Consider the following 24,116-nt stretch of genomic DNA (forward strand, 5'->3'; position numbering starts at 1 on the left):
TTACTACCCCCGATGTTTACAATGTCTTATATAAATAAATTTTCCATGCCGCCGTTTTCGATACAAACACTTTATCAAGCAATAATTTATTTTGCTCAGCATTGTCGATTGGTATCGCCGAAAATATATAACGGCCGCCCATATCCTTAAAAACTTCCATATTCAGTTCTAAATTTTTTAAGTGGCGTTTGGAATCCTTCTTGAGCATATATCTTTTCCCAAGCTGCGCTGTAAAAATATAACAGCGGCCGCCCCATTGATCAAAATATTTTCGAATGGTTTTATTTTTGGCTAATTCCTTTTCAATTATTTTCCTAAATTGATGTTTATAGCTTAATGGATAAAAATTATTGTAGGTATCAATTGTGTAAAAGCCGTTGTATTGGGCGACAGCTGGATGGAGTCCAATACTTGCAATCCGGTATTCGTCCTCCGGGAGAGCAATATGTTCTTTTATTTCGTAAAATAAATCCTCAGCGAAAAACGCTTTGACGGTTGGCTTGTCGTGATAAATGATTTCGTCATTACTTAACACTAAAAAAAAGATTTGCAAAACAATAAACCATTTCGCCATTTTCCCCCAGTCTACTCCCTGCATTGTAATAATTTTTAATGCAAGGGCAAAACCTGCATATATGACAAGCGGCCTTAAAAAATGGTAGCGGGCAAAATTAAACGTATCCATAAAGTGGAACTTTTTCGTTACTGGCAGCCAGCCTTCATAAAACCAAAAGGCATACCATAACGACAACAGAATATTAAGGAAGAATAAAAAGACGTATAATTTTTCCTGCCGCCAAAGTTTTTTCGAAAAAACAAAGTAAAGCGCAATAAAGGCTGTGGGCACAATGATGAAAGTATGTACCGTCATCACATGGTTGTGTCCAAGCAGGTAATTTTTTATAAAAAGTCGCACCGCGTGCCAAAAAGGCAATTGCGCATGAAAATATTCATCACGGCTATTTGGTTCACCTGAAAACAAGAACGAATAAACGAGCCTGTACTCCACCAGCATAAAAATGACTGTCATATATCCAATGGCTAGCAAAAAGCGAAGATTCCACCCCCTGCCCCTCAAAACATCCCAAAGCCATACTATCCCGATTGCACTTAGGAAAAAGAAAAATCCTAACACGATGCTCGCATAAAACGGTATGATCGTGAATATTACATAATCCTTCCACGTTCCCTTTCCACTACGAATGTTAAGAAAGGCCCAAAGTACTAACGGCATTCCTAACGTGCTCAACATCCCTGAGGGCCAAAACGGTGTTAACGCAAATGCTAGGGCACTCCCGATCCGTATGATGAGCCATTTGTCACCGGAAAGCCAATGGTCCTTTAGCAGTAAATACATACCGAAGAATGCTACAATCCTTGTCAGTGCTTGGCTTAAGCCATAGGCAATCATGGTTGGGAATAGTGCATACAACCAGACAATAATGCTGTATTCTGTCCCAAAGGCATTTCTTGACAATTGTCCATTGATAATTTGTGGAATAACAGCATTTACGCTGCCGAATATTTCTCCACTTTTTGCTAACACCTTATACCACGCCAGGTTGGAATCTAAATTATCATGAACCCGGATATGGGCATTTTCCTGCAAAATAAATAGTGGAGAGAGATAGACCGCTAGAACAAGTAAAGCGAATAGGATCATTCTTCGCTCTTTTTTCTTTTCAATAACCACTCTTCTACACCTCATAATTCTTTTCTCAAAAGGGCATTCATTTTACATTTTGCAAATGGGCTGAAAATTATTCGTAATTTTGGCTGAAATCATGAAAGCACCAATATTATTAACGATCAAAAAAACCTTCCGGGAAGCCGGAAGGTTTTTTCATATTACTATTGCTTTGCAGTTGTATTGTTATAAACATTTAATAGTAGATCAAGTCTCTGGCTGCATTGAACAACGCTTGGATTAGAATACCCGTATTGGTGTGCTAAATAAATCATTTCCAATCTCGTCTTTTCGATATTCGACAATAGTGAATTCATACCAATATTCATGTTCTACCCCTCCTCCAATGTTGCACCTATAGATATGTTAATAACCATAATTTATTTGTTTTTCAAAAAAAAAACAAGTAAAAATATACGAATCTTTTGTGAACATTGACCTAGTCAAAAAAAACCATTCAAAAATCATGATTGTCAATACTTTTGTCAATAATAGGTAGTAAAAGAAAGGGGTGATGGTCGTGCCGAATAGAGTTTTTATAAGCTTTTTGCGATTGCCTCTTCTAGCTCGTATCCTATTAATCGCTTTACTTGTATTTTTGTCATTTGGTGTCTCTATTCACTTTTTAGAGCCTGAAACCTTTCCAACTATTTTTGATGGCATTTGGTGGGCGATTATTACGGCCTCCACAGTGGGGTATGGTGATTATGTACCAAATTCTTTTTTGGGCAGGCTGACAGCGTTAATTTTAATATTATTGGGGGTTGGATTTGTTTCCTCTTATTTTGGTACGCTGGCAGCAGCGGCTGTAACAAAACAAGATGCCTTTGCTGAAGGAAGAATCCCTTTTAAAGGCAACGGCCATATTATTATTATTGGCTGGAATGAGAGGTCAAAAGAGCTTATTAATAGACTGACAAATATGAATTATCCGCAAATGATTGTTTTAATTGATGAAACACTTGAAGCAAATCCGGTAAAGTCAAGATTTGTTCATTTTATTCAAGGAAAAGGCCATGTTGATGAAACGATTATCAAAAGTGATATTGAAAAGGCAGAAAAGGTGTTAATTACCGCTGACCGAGGAAATGATGAGCTGCAGGCTGATATGAATAGTATTCTAACCTTACTGACAATTAAAGGATTATGCACCCAGGTTAAATGCATCGTTGAAATTTTAACAGCTGAGCAGGTTGTCAATGCAATGAGGGCTGGTGCAGATGAAGTGATTCAATCCAATAAATTGACGAGTGTTTTTATGATTAACAGCCTGCATTCTAATGGGGATGGACTGCTATCAAATGTCATTCATCAATTACAGGAAAGCAGATTGACTTCTTCTTCTGTTACTGAAGATGTAATTGGAAAGACCTTTGGTGATCTATGCCAGGTATTATTATCAAACGGTTTCCTCTTGATAGGGATCAAGAGAGGGGAAGATACCATTCTGAATCCTGCTCTTACGTTTAAAATTGAAGAAAGCGATGAACTTTTAACTTTTAAATAACATTGTGTCTAAAATTTTTCAAATAGCCAGGCGGTGAGCCTGGCTTAGGTAACTTTGCTCTATTTTTGTGAAGATTTCCTTCAATGATTCCTTATTTAGTTACCTTTTCGAAAGGGCATCTAATTTTACTCGTCACTTTGAACGAAATACTCGTCTAATTATGAGATTTACTCGTCTATTATGACATTTTACTCGCATTTTACTCGTCAATCGCATTAACCGCCCATTTTTTTATCAAAAAAAGAGTGCGGACACCGCAAATGCGTCCGCACTCTTTTCACCTATATTACAGCCGTTTTTCAAGTTCTGCTTTCTTTTCTTCATATCCAGGCTTGCCTAATAATGCAAACATATTGACTTTATAAGCCTCTACCCCTGGCTGGTCAAATGGATTAACTCCAAGGAGGTAGCCGCTCATTGCACAGGCTTTCTCAAAGAAATAGACAAGGTAACCAAATGTATACTCATCCATCGCAGGAATCGTTACAATTAAGTTTGGCACACCGCCGTCTGTGTGGGCGAGCATGGTCCCTTCAAATGCTTTGTTATTCACAAAGTCAACTGTTTGTCCGGCTAAGTAATTCAAGCCATCTAAGTCATTCTCAACCGCTTCAATTTTCAGCTCATGACGAGGCTTTTCCACCTTAATAATGGTTTCAAACAAATCGCGGCGTCCTTCTTGAACATATTGTCCAAGTGAGTGAAGGTCTGTCGAAAAGTTTGCGGAAGAAGGATAAATTCCTTTTTGGTCCTTTCCTTCACTTTCCCCAAATAGCTGCTTCCACCATTCAGAAAAATATTGAAGTCCTGGCTCATAGTTGATCAGCATTTCAATCGTTTTTCCTTTATTGTAAAGCGCATTTCTAACAGCAGCATATTGGTAAGCAGCATTCTCTTCAAGCTCAGATGAACTATAGTCCTCCTGTGCCTGCCTAGCGCCATTCATCATCTTTTCAATGTCAGCGCCGCAAACGGCGATTGGCAGTAAGCCAACTGCTGTTAAAACAGAATAACGACCGCCGACATCATCCGGAATCACGAACGTTTCGTAGCCTTCTTCGTTTGATAGTGTTTTTAAAGCACCTCTTGCTTTATCCGTTGTTGCGTAAATGCGTTTGCGCGCTTCCTCAACGCCGTATTTTTCCTCAAGAAGCTTACGGAAAATACGGAAAGCAATCGCCGGTTCCGTTGTTGTTCCCGATTTAGAGATGACGTTAACAGAGAAATCCTTTCCATCAAGGAGTTCAATTACATCGTGCATATAGCTGGAACTAATATTGTTGCCGACAAAAATGATTTGTGGTGTACTGCGTTTTTCTTTTGGAAGGGCATTGTAAAAGCTGTGTGACAGCATTTCAATCGCAGCCTTTGCTCCCAGGTAGGAACCGCCAATTCCAATCACAAGGAGGACATCAGAATCTTCCTTAATTTTCGCAGCTGATTTTTGAATCCGAGAAAATTCCTCTTTGTCATAGTTGGTTGGAAGCTCGATCCAGCCCAAAAAGTCACTGCCGGCCCCAGTACCCTCGTTTAGAGAATGGTGGGCAACTTTTACAGCATCGCGTAGGTATGTAAGTTCATGTTCACCAAAAAAAGTGAGTGCTTTCGAGTAATCAAAACGAACATGTGTCATGAAATGATCCTCCAATTTTTTATTTACATTAACCACTTTAACGAATGACGGACAGATTATCAAGAAGGGCACCCTATTGTAAGCGCGCCCATTTTCGACAATTTTCTACTCTTTATAATGATGCCCGATAAATGGCTAAAACATCGTCACGATTTAACTTTGTAAAGTTACCAAACTCTCCATTTGCCATCGCGCGATCAGCCATTAAATCAAGCTTAGCATCATCAATATCATAATCAGCTAAACGGGAAGGTGCTTCAATCCTATTCCAAAATTCACGCAGCTTCCGGATTCCTTCGAGACCTGCTTCCACCAAACTCATACCCTCAGCCTTTACGCCGAATACCCTAACTGCTAGCTGTTTAAAGCGCTCAGGTTTCACGTGAAGGTTATGCTCCATCCAGTGTGGGAAAAGAATAGCCAGCCCGCCGCCATGCGGAATGTCATAGACTGCAGATACTGCATGCTCAAGATTGTGGGTTGCCCAGTCGCCGCGATAACCCATATTTAAAATACCGTTTAATGCCATGGTGCCGCTGTAGAGAATCGTTGCCCGGTGATCATAGTTTTCTAGATCTGCCAGCAATTTCGGCGCGGTTTCCATCACCGTGGTAAGCAACGATTCGCACATCCGATCCTGAAAGTCTGTATTTTCTTCAAGGTGAAAATAATGTTCCAGCACATGGGACATCATATCCACAATCCCATAAATCGTTTGATTTCTTGGTACAGTGAATGTATTAACAGGATCTAAAATAGAGAATTTCGGGAATGTCACGGCACTTCCCCAGCCATGTTTTTCATTTGTTTCCCAATTGGTGATGACCGAGCCGGCATTCATTTCTGAACCGGTTGCTGCGAGCGTCAATACCGTACCAAATGGAAGAGCTTCCTTGGCAAATGCTTTTTTCACGACAATATCCCAAGCATCGCCATCATATTTTGCTCCGGCTGCAATTAGCTTGGTGCAGTCAATAACACTGCCGCCGCCAACGGCTAAAAGGAATTCAATGCCTTCCTTTTTACAAATCTCCACCCCTTTACGGGCAGTAGAAATGCGGGGATTTGGCTCCACTCCGGAAAGTTCAAAAACTTCAGCACCGATTTCTTGTAAAAGCGAGGTTACTTTTTCATAAAGACCGCTTCGTTTAATGCTGCCGCCGCCATAAACGAGCAATACTTTCTTCCCATATTGAGGAATTTCTGTTTTTAACTGTTCGAGCTGACCTGTTCCAAAAATTAATTTTGTCGGATTCCAAAAAGTAAAATTTTGCACAACTAAACACCATCCTTTTCATTTTCCATTATTATTTATTATGCTTTTTTTTGCAAAAAGCAAGGTCTGAAAAAAAGTCCTTGCATCAAAATTAAAATTCAAGGACTTTTTTAAATGATAATAAATTTCGACTTTGAGATTTGTCCAGCTTCACGCTTGCGCTTTTTTTAAACCCAACCTCTAAATAACGACGCCTCAGCCAGTTTTCTTACTCCTACCATGTAGGCGGCTAACCGCATATTTACATGACATGATTGTGCGAGATCATAAATCTCATTGAAGGATTTGACAAGCTTTTCTTGTAATTTATCGGCTATCTCTTCTTCACTCCAATAATACCCTTGCTTATTTTGCACCCATTCAAAGTAAGAAACTGTGACACCGCCTGCTCCTGCCAATACATCAGGCACAAGCAATATTCCACGTTCTGTGAGAATGTTCGTTGCCTCAAGTGTCGTGGGCCCATTCGCTGCTTCGACCACAATACTTGCTTTAATGCTGCGGGCATTTTCAGCTGTAATTTGATTAGAAATCGCAGCAGGTACCAAAATATCACATTCTAATTCCAGTAGTTCTTGATTGGTAAGGACACCCTCAAATAAAGTGGTCACAGTCCCAAAGCTATCACGTCGATCCAATAGGTAATTAATATTTAAACCGTCCGGGTCATACAGGGCGCCATAAACATCGGAAATTCCAATGATAATCGCGCCTGCCTCATGCAAAAACTTTGCGATGTTGCTCCCGGCGTTACCAAATCCCTGAATAATCACACGAGCCCCTTTGATCGAAATACCGCGCTTTTTTGCCGCTTCTTCGATACAAATGGTTACACCCTTTGCGCCTGCTTTTTCCCGACCTTCTGATCCCCCCAGCACAAGTGGTTTCCCCGTGATAAAACCGGGGGAGTCATTCTGCCGTAGACGACTGTATTCATCTAACATCCATGCCATAATTTGCGAATTGGTATACATATCCGGTGCCGGGATATCTTTAGTGGGACCGACAATTTGGCTAATAGCCCGAACATAACCCCGGCTTAACCGTTCCAGTTCACCAAATGACATCGTTCTTGGGTTACAAATAATACCGCCCTTTCCTCCCCCGAAAGGTAAATCCGCAATTCCGCATTTCATGCTCATCCACATCGATAATGCCTTGACTTCCTCTTCACTTACCCGAGGATGAAAGCGGACACCGCCCATTGTTGGTCCAATTGCATCATTATGCTGGGCGCGAAAACCAGAGAAGACTTTCGTTGAACCATCATCCATGCGAACAGGAATCCTGACACTGACTGTTTTCAAAGGTTCTTTTAATAAATGATACATATCTAGGTTATACCCTAGTTTTTTTAATGCATCATGAATCACAATCTGCGTTGATGTAAGAAGGTTTACTATTTCTTTTTTCTTTCCATCTCCATCAGTACTCCCCATTTTTGCACCCCTAGTTATTATGAAAATTTATCCCAATACTTTATTAATCCGCTCAATGGCCCAATCTAATTCCTCTTTGCTGATGACAAGCGGTGGCGCAAAACGAATCACCGTGTCATGCGTTTCTTTACACAATAGCCCATAGTCTTTTAATTGTTCGCAATATTCGCGGGCAGGCTCAGTCAGTTCAACTCCAATAAACAATCCTCGTCCGCGGACTTCCCTGATTTTAGGGTTTTTGATTTCTTTTAATTTACTGATAAAATACTCCCCAAGCTCTAGGGACCTTTCAGCAAGCTTTTCATTTACAAGTACATCAAGAGCGGCGATGGAAACGGCGCAGGCCATTGGATTTCCTCCAAATGTAGAACCGTGGGAACCCGGATTAAATACGCCTAAAATGTCCTTGTTGGCAACCACACAAGAGATTGGGAACACACCTCCGCCAAGTGCCTTTCCAAGGATATACATATCCGGCTCAATACCTTCCCACTCACAGGCAAACATTTTTCCAGTACGTGCCAAACCTGCTTGGATTTCATCGGCAATAAAGAGGACATTGTTCTCTTTACATAGATCCAATGCTGCCTTGATAAAGCCTTCAGGCGGAATGACAATCCCCGCTTCCCCTTGAATGGGCTCAATTAAAAAGGCCGCCGTGTTAGGCGTAATCGCTGCCTTCAATGCCTCTAAATCACCGTACGGAATGAGCTTAATGCCTGGAAGCATCGGGCCAAATCCCCGTTTATATTCTGCATCGGATGATAACGAAACCGCTGTCATTGTCCGTCCATGGAAATTTCCAACACAAGCGATAATTTCTGCCTGGTCCTCAGCCACACCTTTAACGTCATAACTCCAGCGACGTGCTGCCTTAACAGCTGTTTCAACAGCCTCTGCACCAGTATTCATCGGTAATACCATTTCTTTCTTCGCTAATTGACAGACCTTTTCATACCAAGGGCCAAGCTGGTCATTATGAAATGCACGTGAAGTTAACGTAACCTTATCTGCTTGATCCTTTAATGCTTGAATAATTTTGGGATGGCGGTGTCCTTGGTTAACAGCGGAGTACGCACTAAGCATGTCCATGTATTTGCTGCCTTCAGGATCTTCTACCCAAACACCTTCAGCACGTGAGATGACAATTGGCAGTGGATGATAATTATTGGCACCATATTTTTCCGTTTTTTTAATTAATTCGTTTGTATTAATATTGGTCGGCATGAATGTTTTCTCCATTTCATTCCTTGGATTTATGTATTGTCAATACTATTGTAGCCGAGCTAGAAAAAAGAATGAACACTTCGACCAAACTTTTTTTTGAAATAAAAAAAGCCTGCACCTAACAGGTCACAGGCTTCAATTTTATTATTTTTTAATTTCTTCACGTTGTGATTGATCAATCCACTCTTGAAGCTTATCTTTTAATGTGTTAAATCCTTGTTGGCCTTCTGCTTCAGGAATAATCGCTGCCGCAATGCGTTTACGAGGCTTCTTTGGTTTTGCAGCCTGTTGAACAGGAGCTTCTTCAGTTGCACGGATAGAAAGGCCAATTTTTCCAGCACCTTCATCGATAGATAAGACCTTAACTTTAATTTCATCGCCAACTTTTAGGTGTTCATTAATATCTTTAACATATCCGTGCGTGATTTCTGAAATATGGACAAGACCTTGTGTATTTTCGTCAAGTGCAACAAACGCACCGTACGGCTGAATTCCTGTTACTTTACCTGTTAATATACTTCCTGTTTCGATATTTTCTGTCATGAAAACACTCCTAAGTAAATAAATTATTTATCCCTAATATACGCATTAAAAGATTATATCATAATACATAGCTTTAATCAAAAAAGGATTTTTAATTAAAAAGGAACTACATTCGAATATTTCAAAAAACCTTAACATAATGTTCATAAAAGGAATAAAAGTAGGGGATTTTATCATGATATATTAATAGTGAGAAATTATCTTTTCAAATAGAGGTGAACAGTATGAATTCAATCGGCCACATCATTAAATCTAGCCGTGAAATGCTCAATATGACCCAAGAGGAATTGGCTCAAAAGGTAAGAGTAGGAGCGCATACAATCGAGAAGTATGAATCTGGAGAACAAATTCCAAGTACTCAGACAATCTTAAAGTTGTCCACTGTTCTAGATATCCCTGCTTCTGAGTTATTACAGCAAAACCATGTTCATACAAATTCCTCCATTAAGAATCCGTAAATTAATCCTAAGATGTAAAAGCGGTAAAATGTACCGATTTTTTATTTTTTAACTTTTTCTGTATAAAAGGGGGAAATTGTGGCAATCCTTAAGGTATAAGGCTTTCTAGTATTCCCCCTTTTTGAAGAGGACAACCAAATCGGTTTGTCCTCTTTTTTTTGTTTAGAATGTACAAGATTCATTCGCTTTGATTGCTAATAATTCTATTGCTATTTTTAGGCAGCTTTCCAATGGAATCACTTTTTCAAAAGAAAATTCGTAAATCGCTTGAATTCTCTTTGCCAGCTTAGTCGGATTATCTAATTCATGCAATGCCTGAATTGTATCCGCTATTTCCGTGTCATAGCCCCCATTTTTCAAGTGAAAGGGATCCCATTCATTTAAAACATCCACATACTGCAAATTAGTTTGAAGCTCTTTTCTCATTTTTTTATCTCCTATTATTTTTACATTTGATAAAAATATTTTATCATAAGAGTAAGCAAGTATGAAAATTGAGAAAGAAGGTGGGCGAATGACAATTTTTAATGAGAAGATTGACCGATTAAAAACATCATCAGTCAAATGGGAACTAACAAAGGAAATCTTTGGGGAAGCTGATTTGTGGCCAATGTGGGTAGCCGATATGGACTTTAAACCACCACAGGCCGTCATAGATGCCATCAAGAATCGGGTCGATCATGGGGTGTTCGGCTATACTTTTGTCCCGCCATCTGCAGCAGGGGCGCTTGTGGACTGGCTGTTAAAAAGACATCAATGGAAGGTAAACCAGTCATGGTTATTATATTGCAGCGGAGTGGTTCAAGCGATCAGTGCGGCCATCCAGTCGTTTACAGAAGAGGGGGATCGGGTGTTGCTTCAATCTCCAGTCTACACTCCTTTTTTCGAAATGATTAAAAAAAATAACAGAATAGTGGTAAATTCACCGTTAACACTTGTAAATGAAAAATACGAGATTGATTTTGCCAGCTTTGAAGAGTCATTACAACAGGGCTGTAAGCTGTTCTTGCTATGCAGCCCGCACAATCCCAGCGGCAGGGTTTGGACGAGAGAGGAGCTGTTGAAAATTGGCGAGCTTTGCCTAAAATATAATTGTCTCATTCTTTCAGATGAAATTCACTCTGATATCATCTACAAGGATTTTAAGCATATCCCGATTGCATCGTTAAGTTCCGATTTGTCTGAACGGGTAATTACCCTTATGGCACCGAGCAAAACCTTTAATCTTGCGGGGCTGCAGGCTTCGGCTGTCATTACTAAAAACGAAGGATTACGAAATCAATTTCATGAAACCTTATCGAGGCAAGGTGTTTTCTCATTAAATACTTTTGGGATGATCGGGATGGAAGCGGCCTACAGGGAAGGGGAGGCATGGCTAGAGGAGCTGATCGATTACTTGCAGGAAAACAAAGAATTTGTCCTTGATTTTCTAAAAGAGCACCTGCCAGAGATTAGCTGCGTCAAATCTGAAGGAACTTACCTCCTATGGCTTGATTGCCGGAAGCTGAATGTTACGGATGATGAACTACGTCAATTATTAATCGAGAAGGGAAAACTGGCACTCGAGCCAGGCACGAAATACGGCCCCGGTGGAGAAGGATTCGTCCGAATGAATATTGCCTGCCCAAGTGAAGATGTAAAAGAAGGGCTTGTTCGATTGAAGAGGGCACTGGAATAGGTGAGTTGATGCAACCCTCTTGAGGACAGTTTTCTTTGTGTCATTGAGATTTCTGTCCTCATGGGGCCTTCATGAGGACAGTTTGCTTGGTTTCTTCACTCTTTCTGTCCTCATGGGCCATTCATGAGGACAGTTTTTTAGAATTCTTCACTCTCATTGTCCTCATGATTCTATCTAATAATGGTTAACAGCTGTTGCAGAATTTGCTCTGCTGGCATTAGCGCATCCCCGCCTCCTTGGGCAAAAGAACCGTTTCCCCCGCCCTTGCCGTTTATTAAAGGCAAAACTTCCCCAATAAGTTTTTTCATATTTTCCGTTCTAGCGGCACCTCGGGCACCGACTAGCTGCAATCGGGTTTCATTTGTCGATACAAACATTACCATCGCTGCATCATCTTCAGCGATGACGAGCCGGGCCAGCTTCTGAAGCTCTTGAATGGTCCGATTATGAAATACCTCAGCCACAATTTGATTACTTCTTGCCAACAACTCCTTAGCCTCATATTGGAGCAAACTTTCTTTTGTTTGCTCAAGTGCCTTCTCTAAGCGTTTTCCATTTTCCAGCAGCCTTATTACCGCCTGCTCCATTTCCTTTTCTGGGGCATTGAGCAGCTTCGTTAATCCAAGTAGTAACCTTTGCTTGTCCCCTAAAAGGTTACTCACCCGATTGCCACAGGCAAATTGAACCCGAACCTTTTTCCTTTGTCTTTCCCAATCCAATATTTTTATCGCACGAACTTCACCGGTTGCTTTCGGGTGGGTCCCGCCGCATCCGTTATAATCGAAGTCAGGAATAATGACAAGCCGAATGTCCTCTTTTACCTTCGTTTCTTTTCTTAAGGCAAATTGGGATAACTCTTCCTCTGATACCCATTTAGTTTCAATCGGCCTGTTCTCTAAAATAATGGTGTTTGCCAGTTCCTCTACCTTCTCAACTTCTGAGGTTGTTAGATTTTCCGTTTCGAGATCTATGGTCAGGTTTTCTTCACCTAAATGAAAACCAACCGTATTGTAATCAAATAATTGCTCAAAGGCAGCTGATAAAATATGCTGTCCTGCGTGCTGCTGCATATGATCAAATCGTCGTTCCCAATCAATGATACCGGTTACCTCTATTTTGATGTCCGGTATCGGACTTTCAAGGTAATGGCGAATCTGCCCATCCATTTCTTCTACATTCACGACTTTTCTTTCCGCAATTGTGCCTGTATCATACGGCTGCCCACCACCCGTTGGATAGAAGGCGGTTTGGTCTAACACGACATAGCAATTGCCATCATCATCTTTTTCTTGCTTCAAGATGTGAGCTGTAAAAGTTCGTATGTAAGCATCCTGATAATACAGTTTGTTCTTCATTGCCAATCCACCTCGATTGCATTTTATGTGTTGAACATATTGTCCGAAAGATTTGTTATGAAATCAAGGTAAAAATAGAAAAACCCGTCCTTCTTTACAGAACAGGTTCTGAATATTTAAGTTTTACAGCATAAATTATTTCTTGTCTTTCTTCCGCTGACCGAAAGTCGTAGGTGTTTGTCCCTGTGGAAATCCGCCCATTCCTTGAGGGAAGCCAGTTTGTTGCTGTCCACCCATCATTTGCGGGAATCCTTGTTGCCCCATGCCTCCCATTTGTGGAAAACCGTGTTGGAATCCGCCCATCTGTGGATAGCCGCCCATCTGTGGATAGCCGCCCATTTGTGGATAGCCGTGTTGATAGCCGCCCATCGCTTGCGGGTAGCCATGGTATGGATATCCTCCCATTTGTGGATAGCCTGGCTGTTGGAGTCCGCCCATCATTTGCGGAAAGCCCATTTGTTGTCCAGGAAAACCGCCAAATTGTCTTTTTTCCATTTCATTCTCCTCCTTACATTCTCCCTGTTAGTGTATGTACCTCTTTTCGGATAAGCATAGATTCATACCCATGGGAATGAAAAAAATTATCAAAAAAGAAAAAGCCATCCCAATTAAATGGACGACCTTTGCATTTTATTCTTTTTCGTCTTGTGCCTTCTTTTGGCCTGCTTTTTTGTCTTTTGAAATTTCCCCGCAGGCGATTCTTTTTCCTGCATCCCCAGCCGGCTGGCTCATACCATCATCTTTCCCTTCATGAACCACAATTGAGGTGCCTTCTTTTGTAAAAAGTGATTTTTTCCCGTCCTTTAAGGTGACGTTGGGAGCCATTAAGTCTGCCTTAACCGACCCATCATCCCCGACAATTAAATTCGGCAGGTCTCCAGCATGGGCACCTTTAGGGTGAAGCAGGCCATGTTCTTTTTTTTCAGGGTTAAAATGGTTTCCCGCGGACTTAAAGTCAGGTGCCTCACATTTTCCAACTTCGTGAAAATGGATGGCATGTTCTCCAGCCGGGAGCCCCTTCAAATTCACTGTCATTTTAACACCGCTGGACTGCTCACCTAATGTTACGGTTCCTAGCGAATCACCTACAGCATTAAACATTTCTACATCCAATTTTTTAACTTCCTTTTCCATACACCCTGTAAGTATGAGAAGCGGAATAATTATCCAGCTTTTCTTCATATGTATTCCCCTTACTATAGACAATTTGCCTTTAGTATGGACAAACAAACAACCGCCTATTCAAAATCCTGAGGGAGAACAAATGAAAAAAAGGAACAGCTGTTGTTAACTGTCCCTTTGAGTAAAATGATTATTTTTTATTTGTTCCTCTAATTCTTTTGCCTTTAGCGCTTCCCGCTTAGAAATTTTTATGATGAAGCGCATGGTAAAAAAGGCGGCAATCATAAAAATAGTTAAGCTAATGACAGCCGGTATATATTCTGATTTATCTTCAGGAAAGTACAAAAACAAAGCAAGTACTGACGGTTGAAACATTTTTCTTCTCCCTTTCTTTTAAAGGAATTGCTCTAATTATTATAGCAACAAAAAACATTTCACACCAATGAAATCATTCAGAGTGGATTTGCTTATTTTAAAACTTTAACCTTTTTAATGATAACATCTGTTTCCGGTTTGTCTTGGGCACCTACAGGGGTGTCAGCAATCTTATCAACAATGTCCATCCCCTCAATTACCTGGCCAAACACTGTATGTCGGTGGTCAAGCCATGGTGTACCGCCATTTTGATCATAGGCATCAACGATTTCCTTCGGATAACCGGCTTTTTCCATTTCCGCCTTCATCGATGGATCGAGTGATGTTTTTTGAACAATAAAGAACTGACTGCCGTTCGTATTTGCACCCGAATTTGCCATTGACAAGGCACCGCGAAGATTAAAAAGGTTTTTTGAGAATTCATCTTCAAACGGCTTTCCCCATACACTTTCGCCGCCGGTTCCGTTTCCGTTCGGATCCCCGCCCTGAATCATGAAGTCTTTTATGACGCGATGAAAAATAAGACCATCATAATATCCTTCTTCACCATGCTTTACAAAGTTTTCAACGGCTTTTGGCGCATTTTCAGGAAATAATTTGATCTTAATCGTTCCCATGGATGTTTCCATTTCCACTAGTTTCTCATTTTCTGAAACCTCTGAAGATAGCTGCGGATAGACAGCATTTGTCACTGTTTTTTCTCCTTCCTTCTGCTCAGTTTTTGGCGCAGCAGTTTTTGTTTTCGATGTTGTTTCATCGTTCTTTGAGCTTGTCCCACATGCTGCCAATACTAGAACAATTGTTAATAAGGTAAATAGTATTTTCAAATTCTTTCTCATATATAATCCCTCCATTTTTACACTTTAACCGAAATTTCGTTTTTTTGCACTTTGTTTTTCATTTAGACTTTTTTCTTATAAAATGAAAGATAGAAAAAAATAAATGCAGGCAGGAGTGGTTTTGTGGCAGAATTACAGGTTGGTCAAGTTGTAACTGCGATTTATAAAACAGGAAAATATATCGGTGAAATAACTGAGGAACGCCCGCAGCATTACCTAGTTAGAGTGTTGGCAGTCATGAAACATCCGATGCAAGGGGATTTGCACAGTCCAAAAGAGGCTGATGTGCTTATTTTTCATGAAAGGCGAGCCCTTAGCTTCAGGGAGCAAGCCAATATTCCAAAACAAATGGTTAAACCGTTTGAAAATAAAGTCCCGGATTATCTGGAATCACTAAAGGAAGCCGTGGACAAGATGAAAAAAGAGCTGGCAGAGACTCCTACACAATGGGCTGAAATGAGCATAAGATCATTGGAATCATTAGAGAAGGATTACAAATTTTAAGCAGATTTAAGGCCAAATCAGTCTGAATGATTTGGCCTTTTATGCTAATTCATTTAATAGCTTCGAAAAATCAATCCGATCACCAATCGTCGTTGGTTTTGGTTTTTCCAAATAGCGTTTATCCTTTTCAACGAGTTTGAATATATTATAGGTAGTCATGGCATCATCCAGTGCCCGGTGATGTCTGCCTGTCCCTTCCTTACCATATTCCTGTACAGCTTTCCAAAGACCTGTTTGATTTTGATCGCCAAAGAACCGTTTATATTCCATTGATAAATCTAATTCGGCACCATGAAACGGAAAATCAGCACCAGCCATCAAACAATTATGCCGGAGTACCTTCATATCCATATTTCCCCAAGTAACAATAGTCGTTTCAACATTATCTTTTTTGAACTCCGCTAATTTTTTTATCAGTTCATAAATAGATAACCCCTTGTCAACCTGCTGCTGTGATATATGTAGGAATGATTTGCAGCGTTCTGATAATTTCGGGAACTTTAATGGAGTAACATAGGATGAGAATTGTTCTGTTACCTGATCGTCAACGACTGCCACAATTCCAACCTCGATAATTTCCGCAAAAAAGTCTTTCATCCGAACATTTCGTTCAGGCATTGTGAACTCAAAATCAATAAATAAATATTGCCGCCTTGCTCTCATCATTTCACCACCTTTTCTTTTCCTTCTTACTACCATTATATAAAGAAACCTGTACAAAAAATTGTGCTTTTTTTCTATTTTTTTATATATAACATTATAACACGAAATCTATGTAAATTTTTTAAATTTTTGTACAATTAACTTAATAAAGGAATGGAAAAAATATCCCATTCCACTCACTTATTTTTTAAGTTTAATAACTGCTATTGTACATCTTGAAACACAGATAAGTCGATCTTGCTCATCGGTGATTTTAATATCCCAAACCATCGTTGATTTTCCTTGATGCAGGACAGTTCCTACTGCCGTGACAACCCCTTCTGTTTTTGGACGAACATGGTTGGCATTAATTTCTAACCCGGCAACGCCTTCCGTTTCTTTATCCACCAGTTCATATGCACCAACACTTGCAACCGTCTCCGCTAAGGCAACGGATGCACCACCGTGTAATAGGCCAAACGGTTGTTTCGTCCGTTCATCTACTGGCATTGCAGCAATGACCTTCCCTTTTTCTATATGGGTTATCTCAATCCCCAGTGCCTCAACTAAGGTATCCTTGATCATTTCCATCCCTCCGTTATGTATCTGTTTCCCTTTTAACCTATTCTCCACTTTTGGAGAATTTTCCTTTATTTATCTAAATTTTCACTTCTACTGGTTAAATCGACGCCACTTTTCCATAAAAAAAACAGCCGCAAGAGCTGTTTTTAACATTGTAGTTAATAGTATCCTGGATAACCCATTGGCGGGTATCCCATTGGTGGATAACCTATACCAGGGTAGCCGTAAAATGGCCGCGATGCAAAAGAAGCACCTAATCCGCCTCCAATTAAACCGCCTAGAAAGCTAAGCCCACCTATCGCTAACGGCCAACCAAGAAAACCAACAAACCTTTGATCCTGTACCGGGTACGAATTTCGATATGGATACGGGCTTTGATAAGGGTACATGCCGCACAACCTCCTTTTTTCTACGATACTTGCCTACACTATTTCATATGCAAGAATGATGGGTTTGGAGTGGGCTTTAAACGGTTTAAAAGCTTCCGGACAAGTCCGGAAGCTTTACTCATTATTTTTTCCCAATTGGCTCAAATCGTTCCACAAACAATGCTAGTGTGCGGGTCATAACCCCTGTGGCGCCTGCTGGGCCGAGATCGTACGCCTTTCCGGATGTGGCCGTTCCGGCAATATCTAAATGAACCCATGGTGTGCCTTCAGCAAACTCACCAATAAAGGCACCGGCAACAAGTGCATGACCTTCACTGCCCGGTGAATTATTTAAATCGGCGACTTTACTGTTTCTTACACGCTCTTTTTCCGTTTCAAACAATGGCAAAAGCCACATTTGCTCCCCTGCTTCCACCGCTGCACCATGAACTTGTTCATATAATGCTTCATGGTTTGTCATCGCACCAGTCGTATGCAGTCCAAGTGCCGTGATCACCCCGCCTGTTAAGGTCGCAACATCGACTAAATAATCAGCGCCATGATGCTTTGCATAGGTAACGGCATCAGCCAGTACGAGACGTCCTTCTGCATCGGTGTTTAACACCTCAATGGTCTTCCCGCTCATCGACGTAATCACGTCATCCGGCTTAAATGCGCCCCCGCTAATCATATTATCTGTTGACGGGATAACAGCGACCACATTTTGCTCAGGCCTTGTTTCGCCGATAATTTCCATGGCACCAAGAACAGCGGCCGCACCTCCCATATCTGTCTTCATGCCAACGATGCCGGCTTTTGTCTTAATAGAATAACCACCCGTATCAAAGGTAATCCCTTTTCCAACTAAACCGATAACATCTTTCCATTCATCTTTTCCTTGATATTTCAAAACAATCATCTTTGGCGGCTCAACAGATCCTTGGTTAACAGCAAGGAATGCACCCATCCCCAGCTTTTCGATTTCTGCTTTATCGAGAATTTCCACCTCAAAATCATACTTTGCCGCAAGCTCAGATGCATATTTGGCCATAGCTGTTGCCGTGAGCATGTTCCCCGGAATATTCACAAGGGTTCGTGCAGAATTCGTTCCCTTTCCAAAAACATAGCCAACCGACAGTGATATTTGAACATCCTCTACATCCATTGCCTCACTATAAACGGTCACTTGCTCAATTCTCTTTTCCGGCACATTCGATTTTTGCCGATAGCCATCGAATTGGTAGGTTGAAAGCGCAAATGATTCACCTATAGCGTGTGCTGCATCTAAGCCATCCAATTCCTCTGAAATGAAAGAATCTAAATAAATAGCTGTTTCTTCAAGCTTACTTGTTTTTACTTCCTTAAAAAGCTTGCCAAGTGCCTCTTTTAGTTTATCAAAGGATAATTCCTTTTCCTTACCAAGACCAACAAACCAAATTCGTTTTGCTCCGACTTTCCCAAAGCTATGTACTTTACTGATACTTTTGAACTTAGCGGATAGATCGCCCGATTTAACCAGTTCTGTCAGCTGCCCATCAAACTTCTCATCAAGCATAGCCAATGATCCTGAAAATTTTTCCGGCTTATCATAAAGTCCGATGATTAAGCCTTCATGTTGCGCCGCTAACTCCCAGTCTTTTTTTACATGAAACATATTTACCCCACCTTTGTGTTATTCTTCTACATTATATCGAAAAAGATTATTTATTTCGACATTCTAATGATCTTCCATGTATAGCAGCAAATGGGGGAGCTTTGGCAAGTCCTCAACCTGCTCAAATGGTACACGATCGATTCTTTTTGGAAAAGTAGCCAGACATTCTTCGATAAAAGGATACACCATTTCTAAATCCAGTCCCCAGAACTTTGGACGATAGGCTTGCAGATAATCATGCGCCGTTTGCATCATCACACGTGCTCCCTTTACATTCCCATACTCATAATGGTAAATTGCCACACTCATCTGCAATAAACCTTTTAAAAATAGATTATCTTTTTCCGTCATCCACATTTCTTCGAGTAAATCGTGGCATGTATAATAATCCCCTTCATTGAAGCTGACAAAGAATTCATAGTATTCGATTGGGTAGTCATTCAGCAAAAAGGGCCCCCCTCATGATTAAGTTTCCTTCCAACACAATCCTACCATTTAATATAACGAAAAAAACAGGCATGCGGCCTGTTTCTCTATCTTTTTTCGGAACTTATATATTGTTGGCGAAATACCTGCAGTGTTTTATCTTCGTTTAATGCCTGTAATTGCTCCTCTGTAAGTTTCCCATTCCCATTTTCAACGACATAGACATCGACCTGCTTTTTCCCCCAATGTTTATAAACATCTTCAACGGTTTGATAATAAAGGTCTAATTCGTTACCCTTTATGGCCCCACCCTTATCAGCAACCACCCCATAGCCATACCCCGGAATAAAGAGGATGGTACCGATTGGAAAAACGTTTAAATCTGCTGCGACGGTAGAAAATAAATCACGTTTCACTTTTACACCCGAGTAGGTAATCCCGTATTCAGGATGGCCTTGCCTCTTTCCTGTCGATTCAAAACCGGCTGTATAGCCTGTGGCTGTCACTGTATGTTTTGGGTATTTGGACCAATCAAAAGCATCCTCTAGCAATGGCTGCGTTGTCCCAGAAACGGTTTCAGTTGATGTGATTGTTGACGCAAATTGAATAATAAGTGATTTTGCATTTACGCCGGATATGGATTGGAAGGTCGCTCCTAATGCCAAAAGAAAAAGGCAGGTCATAGCAAACCGCTTTGTCCAATTTTTCAATTTATTCATTTGAATTTTTCACTCCTCCCAAAATATTCATTCCCAATGTGCAGGGAATTATACAAAGAAGGTTAAAAAAAAGACCTTTACCTATGGTAAAAGCCTTAAAACATTTGGTATCCATTTTTCCGCAGAAGCTTAATCGTAAACCCGGCGGCGATTGCCCCTGCAAATCCACTGACTAAAATGAGAATATCTGCTGTTGCGAGCGAGCTGAGCCTTTGCCCCAGGTCTTGGAAGGCCGCATTGCTGTTTGTAAAATATTCACTAAAACTTACCTTATCTACTATTAAAATTGCCACAATCGGGTACACTATCGCCATAACCCATGACATTCGCAGGAGCATATTCAGGATAAATCCTATACCAAAAAATAATACAAAAAATAGCACGATTGATATGATTAAGACAACGATGCTCATTTGCACCCGAAATTCCCCCTTTATACATCAACACTTAGTGTACTGAATGTTGAAAAGGGAGTCAATAATATATGCATTTAATCGACAAAAAAAGCCCCTCGAAATTCTTTTCGAAGAAGCACTGTGTAACTAAATCCTATTCCTTTTTCTTGCCAGTTCCACCGCAGCAAGCACAGGTTTCCGAACCACCAAGCACTAATTGGAAATATCCATTTCCAGAACAATAATCGCAATTTTTCGTATCCACACTTTTCACTTTCATCCCCATCATCCCCTTGGAATTATTAACTTAATTTTCTGATAATATAACAAGGATTCTGGAAAAAGAAAAGAGCTAAATTCACGCAAATTCCCTAAAGAAAACGGATACATATAAAGTTTTCTTTCATTTTCGAAGTGTTACTTAAATTTTCAAAAAATTACAAAAATAACTTATATGCTGTATAGCCAAACTGATCACCCGGGTTGATACCATCAATCCCTTGTCTTATTAACGAGGCATTTTCTGTAATCAAATAATGTAAAAGAATGGAGGCATCCTTTTCTAAGAGCAACTCCTCCGGTGCCATAAACCGAGCATCGTAAAGCTCATGTTCTTGATGGATGATTTTCCCTTCTTTAATTGGCTCAAGTAAAAACAGGATCATATTATCGCTAATTTCCTCTTTGATGACACCTGTCCTTAATCCGATTAGTCCCTTAACGGTACAATCAATCCCCGTTTCTTCCTTAACTTCCCGAATGACGGCTTCATCGGCCGTTTCACCCTCTTCCACAAAGCCTGCCGGCAATGACCATTTACCCTTTAAACCGCCATATCTTTTCTTCACGACAAGCCAGTGTCCCTCACTCGACTTAACTAAGCCTGAAACTGCTAACCAAACCTTCCCACGTTTTTCACGATTGCTCATTAAAACACCCCCATATATAATCATAGCAAAAAAGACAGGGACACCCTGTCTTTTTTGTGGATTGTTTAGTTTAAAAAACCTTAAATTTACCTTTTTTCATTACTAGTCCTGCGCCGCCAATCATGTAAAGCGCACGGTTGTCGACTACCTTTTTCATGAAAGATGCTTTAGCACCTGTTATCTTTTTACCAAATACAACACCAATGGCGTCATCTTCCCCAAGCGAGCAAACCGTTCCTTTATTGTCAAACGTAAAGGATTCAAGCTCTGACTTATTGCGAATGAGTGCTGCAATGTTACGAGCGACAAGCTCACCTTGCTGCATCGCAATTTGCGCTGTAGGTGGATATGGACGATTAATTTCTTCATTAATCACTAGTGAACTGTCACCAATAATGAAGACATTATCAAATCCAGGAGCACGAAGATCAGGATTTACCTTTACACGGCCGCGCATTGCTTCGAAGCCGGATTTTTCAATAATCGCATTCCCACGAACACCTGCTGCCCAAACAACCGTCTCAGCCTTAATTTCATACGGTTCTTCGTCACCTTTTCCTACGAGAATTGCACCAGGAGTAGCTTCCTTAATAGCAGTACCAATTAAAAACTCCACGCCTTTACGCTCTAGCGTTGAAACAGCATAGTTAACTAACTCCGGATCAAATCCAGGCAATACAGTTGGAGCGGCTTCCACACAGGTGATTTTTACTTTATGGAAATCAACATCATACTCATGGCATAATTCCGGGATTCGGTTTGTTAATTCGCCAAGGAATTCAATCCCAGTAAATCCTGCACCACCGACAACAATGGACAAACGATTGTCGTTCTTTTCTGCTTCCATATTATATGTGGCAAATTGGTATTCAATATGCTCACGCAATTGACGGGATGAATTAACATTGGTTATACCAAATGCGTATTCTTTTAACCCTTTAATGCCGAACGTTTCTGGTTCACCGCCAAGAGCGATGACAAGGTAGTCATAATTGACTTCCCCTTTTTCTAAAATAACTTTCTTTTCGTCTTTATTAATCTCAACTACAGTATCTTGAACAAAATCGACCTTGCTGCGCTCAATGACATTACTGATATCATAGCGCACTTTGTCGTGATGCAATGTGCCTGCAGATGCTTCATGTAACCATGTTGTTTCATAATGGTAGTCATTTTTATTTACTAATACAATATCCGCTTCATTTACTCCAATTAATTTTTGCAAACGAACTGATGTTAGAAGTCCGCCATATCCTGCTCCAAGAATAACGATTTTAGGCTTTCTCAAAGTGATCACTTCCACCTTTATAATATTTTTGAATAACCTCTTTTTCTTATCTTCCACTGCTTTAACCATTTTTATTTTGCAATAGGGGAAAATGTATGTGATATAATTCACGAATAGGAATAAGAAAAAGAACAGAATCATAAGCACACAGGGAATGACAGAGATTTAGTAGATTGATCAGCAGAAAGATGTTAGAACTTCTCAGTCATTCATAAAAATGTACTTTTTTTGTCACAAAATCTTAACAATATATCCACATTACATCTTATGCTATCTTTACTCTATTTTCAAGCGATTTATAGAAATTATTTAATAAAGATTATTGGAAACTTTACATTTTCATTACAATTAAGCAATTGTATTTAAATTTCTCCCATTCAGAATATTTACCATAAAGAAGTGAGGATTTTTTTATTTTGTGATATTATAGTGATTGGAGTTTGTTACTACTAGTTGGGGGGATACGGAGTGCAAGAAAATCAAAAAGTATATGACATTACGATCATCGGCGGCGGCCCTACCGGTCTGTTTACTGCCTTTTACGGGGGTATGAGACAAGCATCAGTGAAAATTATTGAGAGTCTGCCACAGTTAGGCGGTCAATTGTCAGCCCTATATCCAGAAAAATACATTTATGATGTTGCCGGTTTCCCAAAAATCCGCGCACAAGAATTGATAAATAATTTAAAAGAGCAAATGGCGAAGTTCGAACCTACTGTTGCTCTAGAGCAATCAGTTGAGAAGTTGGAAAAGCAGGAAGATGGCATTTTCAAATTAACGACCAATAGCGAAATCCACTATTCTAAAACGATTATTATTACTGCCGGAAATGGTGCCTTTCAACCGCGCCGCTTAGAACTCGAAAGTGCTGTTCAATATGAAAAGAAAAACCTTTACTATTTTATTGAAGATTTAAATCAGTTTGCCGGTCAAAAAGTGGTTGTGTTTGGCGGCGGGGATTCTGCGGTCGACTGGGCATTAATGCTCGAGCCAATTGCCGAAAAAGTAACGATTGTTCACCGTCGTGATAAATTCCGTGCCCATGAACATAGCGTCGAAAACTTATATAATTCCAAAGTGGATGTAAAAACTCCTTTTGTTCCTGCTGAATTAATTGGGGATGATAATGGAATTAAGCAAGTTGTCCTCGAAGCGGTTAACGGTGGAGAAAAAGAAGCAATTGATGTTGATGCCGTTATTTGTAACTACGGATTTGTTTCTTCCCTAGGACCAATTAAAGAATGGGGACTTGAGATCGAAAAGAATTCCATTGTTGTTAATTCTAAAATGGAAACGAATACACCGGGAATTTATGCTGCCGGAGATATTTGCACATACGACGGGAAAGTTAAATTGATTGCTTGCGGATTTGGTGAAGCACCAACTGCCGTAAACAATGCGAAGTCCTATATCGATCCAAAAGCAAAAGTACAACCGCTTCATAGCTCTTCTATGTTTAATAAATAAGGA

Annotated in this window: 28 protein-coding genes; 5 read left to right on the forward strand and 23 right to left on the reverse strand. The window is 40.3% G+C overall.

Features of this window, described 5'->3' with window-relative positions:
• Window positions 1-16: 16 nt before the first annotated feature.
• Window positions 17-1,693, reverse strand: a complete 1,677-nt coding sequence (locus ACIQXV_RS18885; protein ID WP_402961021.1) for a DUF6044 family protein — start codon at window positions 1,691-1,693, stop codon at window positions 17-19.
• Between the two features lie 158 nt (window positions 1,694-1,851).
• Window positions 1,852-2,016, reverse strand: a complete 165-nt coding sequence (locus ACIQXV_RS18890; RefSeq protein WP_402961023.1) for a Spo0E family sporulation regulatory protein-aspartic acid phosphatase — start codon at window positions 2,014-2,016, stop codon at window positions 1,852-1,854.
• Between the two features lie 185 nt (window positions 2,017-2,201).
• Here ACIQXV_RS18890 and ACIQXV_RS18895 point away from each other — a divergent pair, with 185 nt between their 5' ends.
• Window positions 2,202-3,194: a potassium channel family protein gene (locus ACIQXV_RS18895; protein WP_402961025.1), complete on the forward strand. Its 993-nt coding sequence runs from the start codon at window positions 2,202-2,204 to the stop codon at window positions 3,192-3,194.
• A 286-nt stretch (window positions 3,195-3,480) separates the two neighbouring features.
• Here the strand turns inward: ACIQXV_RS18895 and ACIQXV_RS18900 are convergent, their stop codons facing one another.
• The 5 genes from ACIQXV_RS18900 to yugI all read right to left on the reverse strand — a co-directional run bounded on the left by ACIQXV_RS18900 (window position 3,481) and on the right by yugI (window position 9,312).
• Entirely contained in the window at window positions 3,481-4,827 is a 1,347-nt protein-coding gene (locus tag ACIQXV_RS18900; protein ID WP_402961027.1) for a glucose-6-phosphate isomerase, read from the reverse strand.
• 112 nt (window positions 4,828-4,939) lie between these two features.
• Entirely contained in the window at window positions 4,940-6,103 is a 1,164-nt protein-coding gene (locus ACIQXV_RS18905) for an iron-containing alcohol dehydrogenase (RefSeq protein WP_402961029.1), read from the reverse strand.
• A gap of 167 nt (window positions 6,104-6,270) precedes the next feature.
• A complete protein-coding gene (locus tag ACIQXV_RS18910) occupies window positions 6,271-7,542 on the reverse strand; it encodes a Glu/Leu/Phe/Val family dehydrogenase (RefSeq protein WP_402961031.1) in 1,272 nt (423 codons plus the stop codon).
• A gap of 27 nt (window positions 7,543-7,569) precedes the next feature.
• On the reverse strand, window positions 7,570-8,769 hold the full coding sequence (locus ACIQXV_RS18915) for an ornithine--oxo-acid transaminase (protein ID WP_402961033.1): 1,200 nt from the start codon (window positions 8,767-8,769) through the stop codon (window positions 7,570-7,572).
• A 144-nt stretch (window positions 8,770-8,913) separates the two neighbouring features.
• Window positions 8,914-9,312, reverse strand: coding sequence for a S1 domain-containing post-transcriptional regulator GSP13 (gene yugI, locus ACIQXV_RS18920; protein ID WP_402961035.1), 399 nt, complete (start codon window positions 9,310-9,312; stop codon window positions 8,914-8,916).
• A 224-nt stretch (window positions 9,313-9,536) separates the two neighbouring features.
• Between yugI and ACIQXV_RS18925 the strand changes: the two genes are divergently transcribed.
• The gene (locus ACIQXV_RS18925; RefSeq protein ID WP_402961037.1) at window positions 9,537-9,770 is read left to right on the forward strand and encodes a helix-turn-helix domain-containing protein; all 234 of its coding nucleotides are present in this window, start codon (window positions 9,537-9,539) and stop codon (window positions 9,768-9,770) included.
• Window positions 9,771-9,932: 162 nt separating this feature from the next.
• On the opposite strand, the gene ACIQXV_RS18930 is transcribed toward ACIQXV_RS18925, so the two are convergent.
• Window positions 9,933-10,196: a DUF1871 family protein gene (locus tag ACIQXV_RS18930; RefSeq protein ID WP_402961039.1), complete on the reverse strand. Its 264-nt coding sequence runs from the start codon at window positions 10,194-10,196 to the stop codon at window positions 9,933-9,935.
• An 88-nt stretch (window positions 10,197-10,284) separates the two neighbouring features.
• On the opposite strand from ACIQXV_RS18930, the gene ACIQXV_RS18935 reads away from it, so the two are divergent.
• The gene (locus ACIQXV_RS18935) at window positions 10,285-11,448 is read left to right on the forward strand and encodes a MalY/PatB family protein (protein ID WP_402961041.1); all 1,164 of its coding nucleotides are present in this window, start codon (window positions 10,285-10,287) and stop codon (window positions 11,446-11,448) included.
• A 170-nt stretch (window positions 11,449-11,618) separates the two neighbouring features.
• Here ACIQXV_RS18935 and ACIQXV_RS18940 read toward each other — a convergent pair whose 3' ends face one another.
• The 5 genes from ACIQXV_RS18940 to ACIQXV_RS18960 all read right to left on the reverse strand — a co-directional run bounded on the left by ACIQXV_RS18940 (window position 11,619) and on the right by ACIQXV_RS18960 (window position 15,139).
• Window positions 11,619-12,803 (reverse strand): alanyl-tRNA editing protein, encoded by a 1,185-nt coding sequence (locus ACIQXV_RS18940; RefSeq protein WP_402961043.1) that lies wholly within the window; start codon window positions 12,801-12,803, stop codon window positions 11,619-11,621.
• 135 nt (window positions 12,804-12,938) lie between these two features.
• A complete protein-coding gene (locus ACIQXV_RS18945; RefSeq protein WP_402961045.1) occupies window positions 12,939-13,298 on the reverse strand; it encodes a hypothetical protein in 360 nt (119 codons plus the stop codon).
• A 135-nt stretch (window positions 13,299-13,433) separates the two neighbouring features.
• Entirely contained in the window at window positions 13,434-13,985 is a 552-nt protein-coding gene (locus ACIQXV_RS18950; protein WP_402961047.1) for a superoxide dismutase family protein, read from the reverse strand.
• Window positions 13,986-14,090: 105 nt separating this feature from the next.
• On the reverse strand, window positions 14,091-14,300 hold the full coding sequence (locus ACIQXV_RS18955; protein WP_402961049.1) for a hypothetical protein: 210 nt from the start codon (window positions 14,298-14,300) through the stop codon (window positions 14,091-14,093).
• A 92-nt stretch (window positions 14,301-14,392) separates the two neighbouring features.
• On the reverse strand, window positions 14,393-15,139 hold the full coding sequence (locus tag ACIQXV_RS18960) for a peptidylprolyl isomerase (protein ID WP_402961051.1): 747 nt from the start codon (window positions 15,137-15,139) through the stop codon (window positions 14,393-14,395).
• Between the two features lie 123 nt (window positions 15,140-15,262).
• On the opposite strand from ACIQXV_RS18960, the gene kapB reads away from it, so the two are divergent.
• A complete protein-coding gene (kapB, locus tag ACIQXV_RS18965; protein ID WP_402961053.1) occupies window positions 15,263-15,643 on the forward strand; it encodes a kinase-associated lipoprotein KapB in 381 nt (126 codons plus the stop codon).
• Window positions 15,644-15,682: 39 nt separating this feature from the next.
• Here kapB and kapD read toward each other — a convergent pair whose 3' ends face one another.
• The 10 genes from kapD to ACIQXV_RS19015 form a co-directional block, all read right to left on the reverse strand.
• Window positions 15,683-16,306 (reverse strand): 3'-5' exonuclease KapD, encoded by a 624-nt coding sequence (kapD, locus tag ACIQXV_RS18970; protein WP_402961154.1) that lies wholly within the window; start codon window positions 16,304-16,306, stop codon window positions 15,683-15,685.
• A 180-nt stretch (window positions 16,307-16,486) separates the two neighbouring features.
• Entirely contained in the window at window positions 16,487-16,870 is a 384-nt protein-coding gene (locus ACIQXV_RS18975) for a hotdog fold thioesterase (RefSeq protein WP_402961055.1), read from the reverse strand.
• 155 nt (window positions 16,871-17,025) lie between these two features.
• Window positions 17,026-17,256, reverse strand: coding sequence for a hypothetical protein (locus tag ACIQXV_RS18980; protein WP_402961057.1), 231 nt, complete (start codon window positions 17,254-17,256; stop codon window positions 17,026-17,028).
• 121 nt (window positions 17,257-17,377) lie between these two features.
• The gene (locus ACIQXV_RS18985) at window positions 17,378-18,889 is read right to left on the reverse strand and encodes a leucyl aminopeptidase (protein WP_402961059.1); all 1,512 of its coding nucleotides are present in this window, start codon (window positions 18,887-18,889) and stop codon (window positions 17,378-17,380) included.
• Between the two features lie 63 nt (window positions 18,890-18,952).
• On the reverse strand, window positions 18,953-19,333 hold the full coding sequence (locus tag ACIQXV_RS18990) for a DUF309 domain-containing protein (protein ID WP_402961156.1): 381 nt from the start codon (window positions 19,331-19,333) through the stop codon (window positions 18,953-18,955).
• A gap of 89 nt (window positions 19,334-19,422) precedes the next feature.
• Entirely contained in the window at window positions 19,423-20,034 is a 612-nt protein-coding gene (locus ACIQXV_RS18995; protein WP_402961061.1) for a 3D domain-containing protein, read from the reverse strand.
• A 95-nt stretch (window positions 20,035-20,129) separates the two neighbouring features.
• Entirely contained in the window at window positions 20,130-20,453 is a 324-nt protein-coding gene (locus ACIQXV_RS19000) for a YuiB family protein (RefSeq protein WP_402961063.1), read from the reverse strand.
• 130 nt (window positions 20,454-20,583) lie between these two features.
• A complete protein-coding gene (locus tag ACIQXV_RS19005; RefSeq protein WP_402961065.1) occupies window positions 20,584-20,709 on the reverse strand; it encodes a YuiA family protein in 126 nt (41 codons plus the stop codon).
• A 157-nt stretch (window positions 20,710-20,866) separates the two neighbouring features.
• Complete coding sequence (locus ACIQXV_RS19010; RefSeq protein WP_402961067.1) at window positions 20,867-21,358, reverse strand: NUDIX domain-containing protein; 492 nt, start codon at window positions 21,356-21,358, stop codon at window positions 20,867-20,869.
• Window positions 21,359-21,428: 70 nt separating this feature from the next.
• Entirely contained in the window at window positions 21,429-22,646 is a 1,218-nt protein-coding gene (locus ACIQXV_RS19015) for an NAD(P)/FAD-dependent oxidoreductase (protein WP_402961069.1), read from the reverse strand.
• 468 nt (window positions 22,647-23,114) lie between these two features.
• Between ACIQXV_RS19015 and ACIQXV_RS19020 the strand changes: the two genes are divergently transcribed.
• Window positions 23,115-24,113 carry an NAD(P)/FAD-dependent oxidoreductase gene (locus ACIQXV_RS19020; protein WP_402961070.1) on the forward strand — a complete coding sequence of 333 codons (999 nt, stop codon included), beginning with the start codon at window positions 23,115-23,117 and terminating at the stop codon, window positions 24,111-24,113.
• Window positions 24,114-24,116: the final 3 nt, after the last annotated feature.

This window comes from Neobacillus sp. NPDC097160, from assembly GCF_044762155.1.
GTDB lineage: Bacteria > Bacillota > Bacilli > Bacillales > Cytobacillaceae > Neobacillus.

Coding starts and splice junctions, on each gene's coding strand:
- ACIQXV_RS18890 (WP_402961023.1), bottom strand. CDS start 2,016: ATGAATATTGGTATGAATTCACTATTGTCGAATATCGAAAAGACGAGA.
- ACIQXV_RS18895 (WP_402961025.1), top strand. CDS start 2,202: ATGGTCGTGCCGAATAGAGTTTTTATAAGCTTTTTGCGATTGCCTCTT.
- ACIQXV_RS18900 (WP_402961027.1), bottom strand. CDS start 4,827: ATGACACATGTTCGTTTTGATTACTCGAAAGCACTCACTTTTTTTGGT.
- ACIQXV_RS18910 (WP_402961031.1), bottom strand. CDS start 7,542: ATGGGGAGTACTGATGGAGATGGAAAGAAAAAAGAAATAGTAAACCTT.
- ACIQXV_RS18915 (WP_402961033.1), bottom strand. CDS start 8,769: ATGCCGACCAATATTAATACAAACGAATTAATTAAAAAAACGGAAAAA.
- yugI (WP_402961035.1), bottom strand. CDS start 9,312: ATGACAGAAAATATCGAAACAGGAAGTATATTAACAGGTAAAGTAACA.
- ACIQXV_RS18925 (WP_402961037.1), top strand. CDS start 9,537: ATGAATTCAATCGGCCACATCATTAAATCTAGCCGTGAAATGCTCAAT.
- ACIQXV_RS18930 (WP_402961039.1), bottom strand. CDS start 10,196: ATGAGAAAAGAGCTTCAAACTAATTTGCAGTATGTGGATGTTTTAAAT.
- ACIQXV_RS18935 (WP_402961041.1), top strand. CDS start 10,285: ATGACAATTTTTAATGAGAAGATTGACCGATTAAAAACATCATCAGTC.
- ACIQXV_RS18940 (WP_402961043.1), bottom strand. CDS start 12,803: ATGAAGAACAAACTGTATTATCAGGATGCTTACATACGAACTTTTACA.
- ACIQXV_RS18945 (WP_402961045.1), bottom strand. CDS start 13,298: ATGGAAAAAAGACAATTTGGCGGTTTTCCTGGACAACAAATGGGCTTT.
- ACIQXV_RS18950 (WP_402961047.1), bottom strand. CDS start 13,985: ATGAAGAAAAGCTGGATAATTATTCCGCTTCTCATACTTACAGGGTGT.
- ACIQXV_RS18955 (WP_402961049.1), bottom strand. CDS start 14,300: ATGTTTCAACCGTCAGTACTTGCTTTGTTTTTGTACTTTCCTGAAGAT.
- ACIQXV_RS18960 (WP_402961051.1), bottom strand. CDS start 15,139: ATGAGAAAGAATTTGAAAATACTATTTACCTTATTAACAATTGTTCTA.
- kapD (WP_402961154.1), bottom strand. CDS start 16,306: ATGAGAGCAAGGCGGCAATATTTATTTATTGATTTTGAGTTCACAATG.
- ACIQXV_RS18975 (WP_402961055.1), bottom strand. CDS start 16,870: ATGATCAAGGATACCTTAGTTGAGGCACTGGGGATTGAGATAACCCAT.
- ACIQXV_RS18980 (WP_402961057.1), bottom strand. CDS start 17,256: ATGTACCCTTATCAAAGCCCGTATCCATATCGAAATTCGTACCCGGTA.
- ACIQXV_RS18985 (WP_402961059.1), bottom strand. CDS start 18,889: ATGTTTCATGTAAAAAAAGACTGGGAGTTAGCGGCGCAACATGAAGGC.
- ACIQXV_RS18995 (WP_402961061.1), bottom strand. CDS start 20,034: ATGAATAAATTGAAAAATTGGACAAAGCGGTTTGCTATGACCTGCCTT.
- ACIQXV_RS19005 (WP_402961065.1), bottom strand. CDS start 20,709: ATGAAAGTGAAAAGTGTGGATACGAAAAATTGCGATTATTGTTCTGGA.
- ACIQXV_RS19010 (WP_402961067.1), bottom strand. CDS start 21,358: ATGAGCAATCGTGAAAAACGTGGGAAGGTTTGGTTAGCAGTTTCAGGC.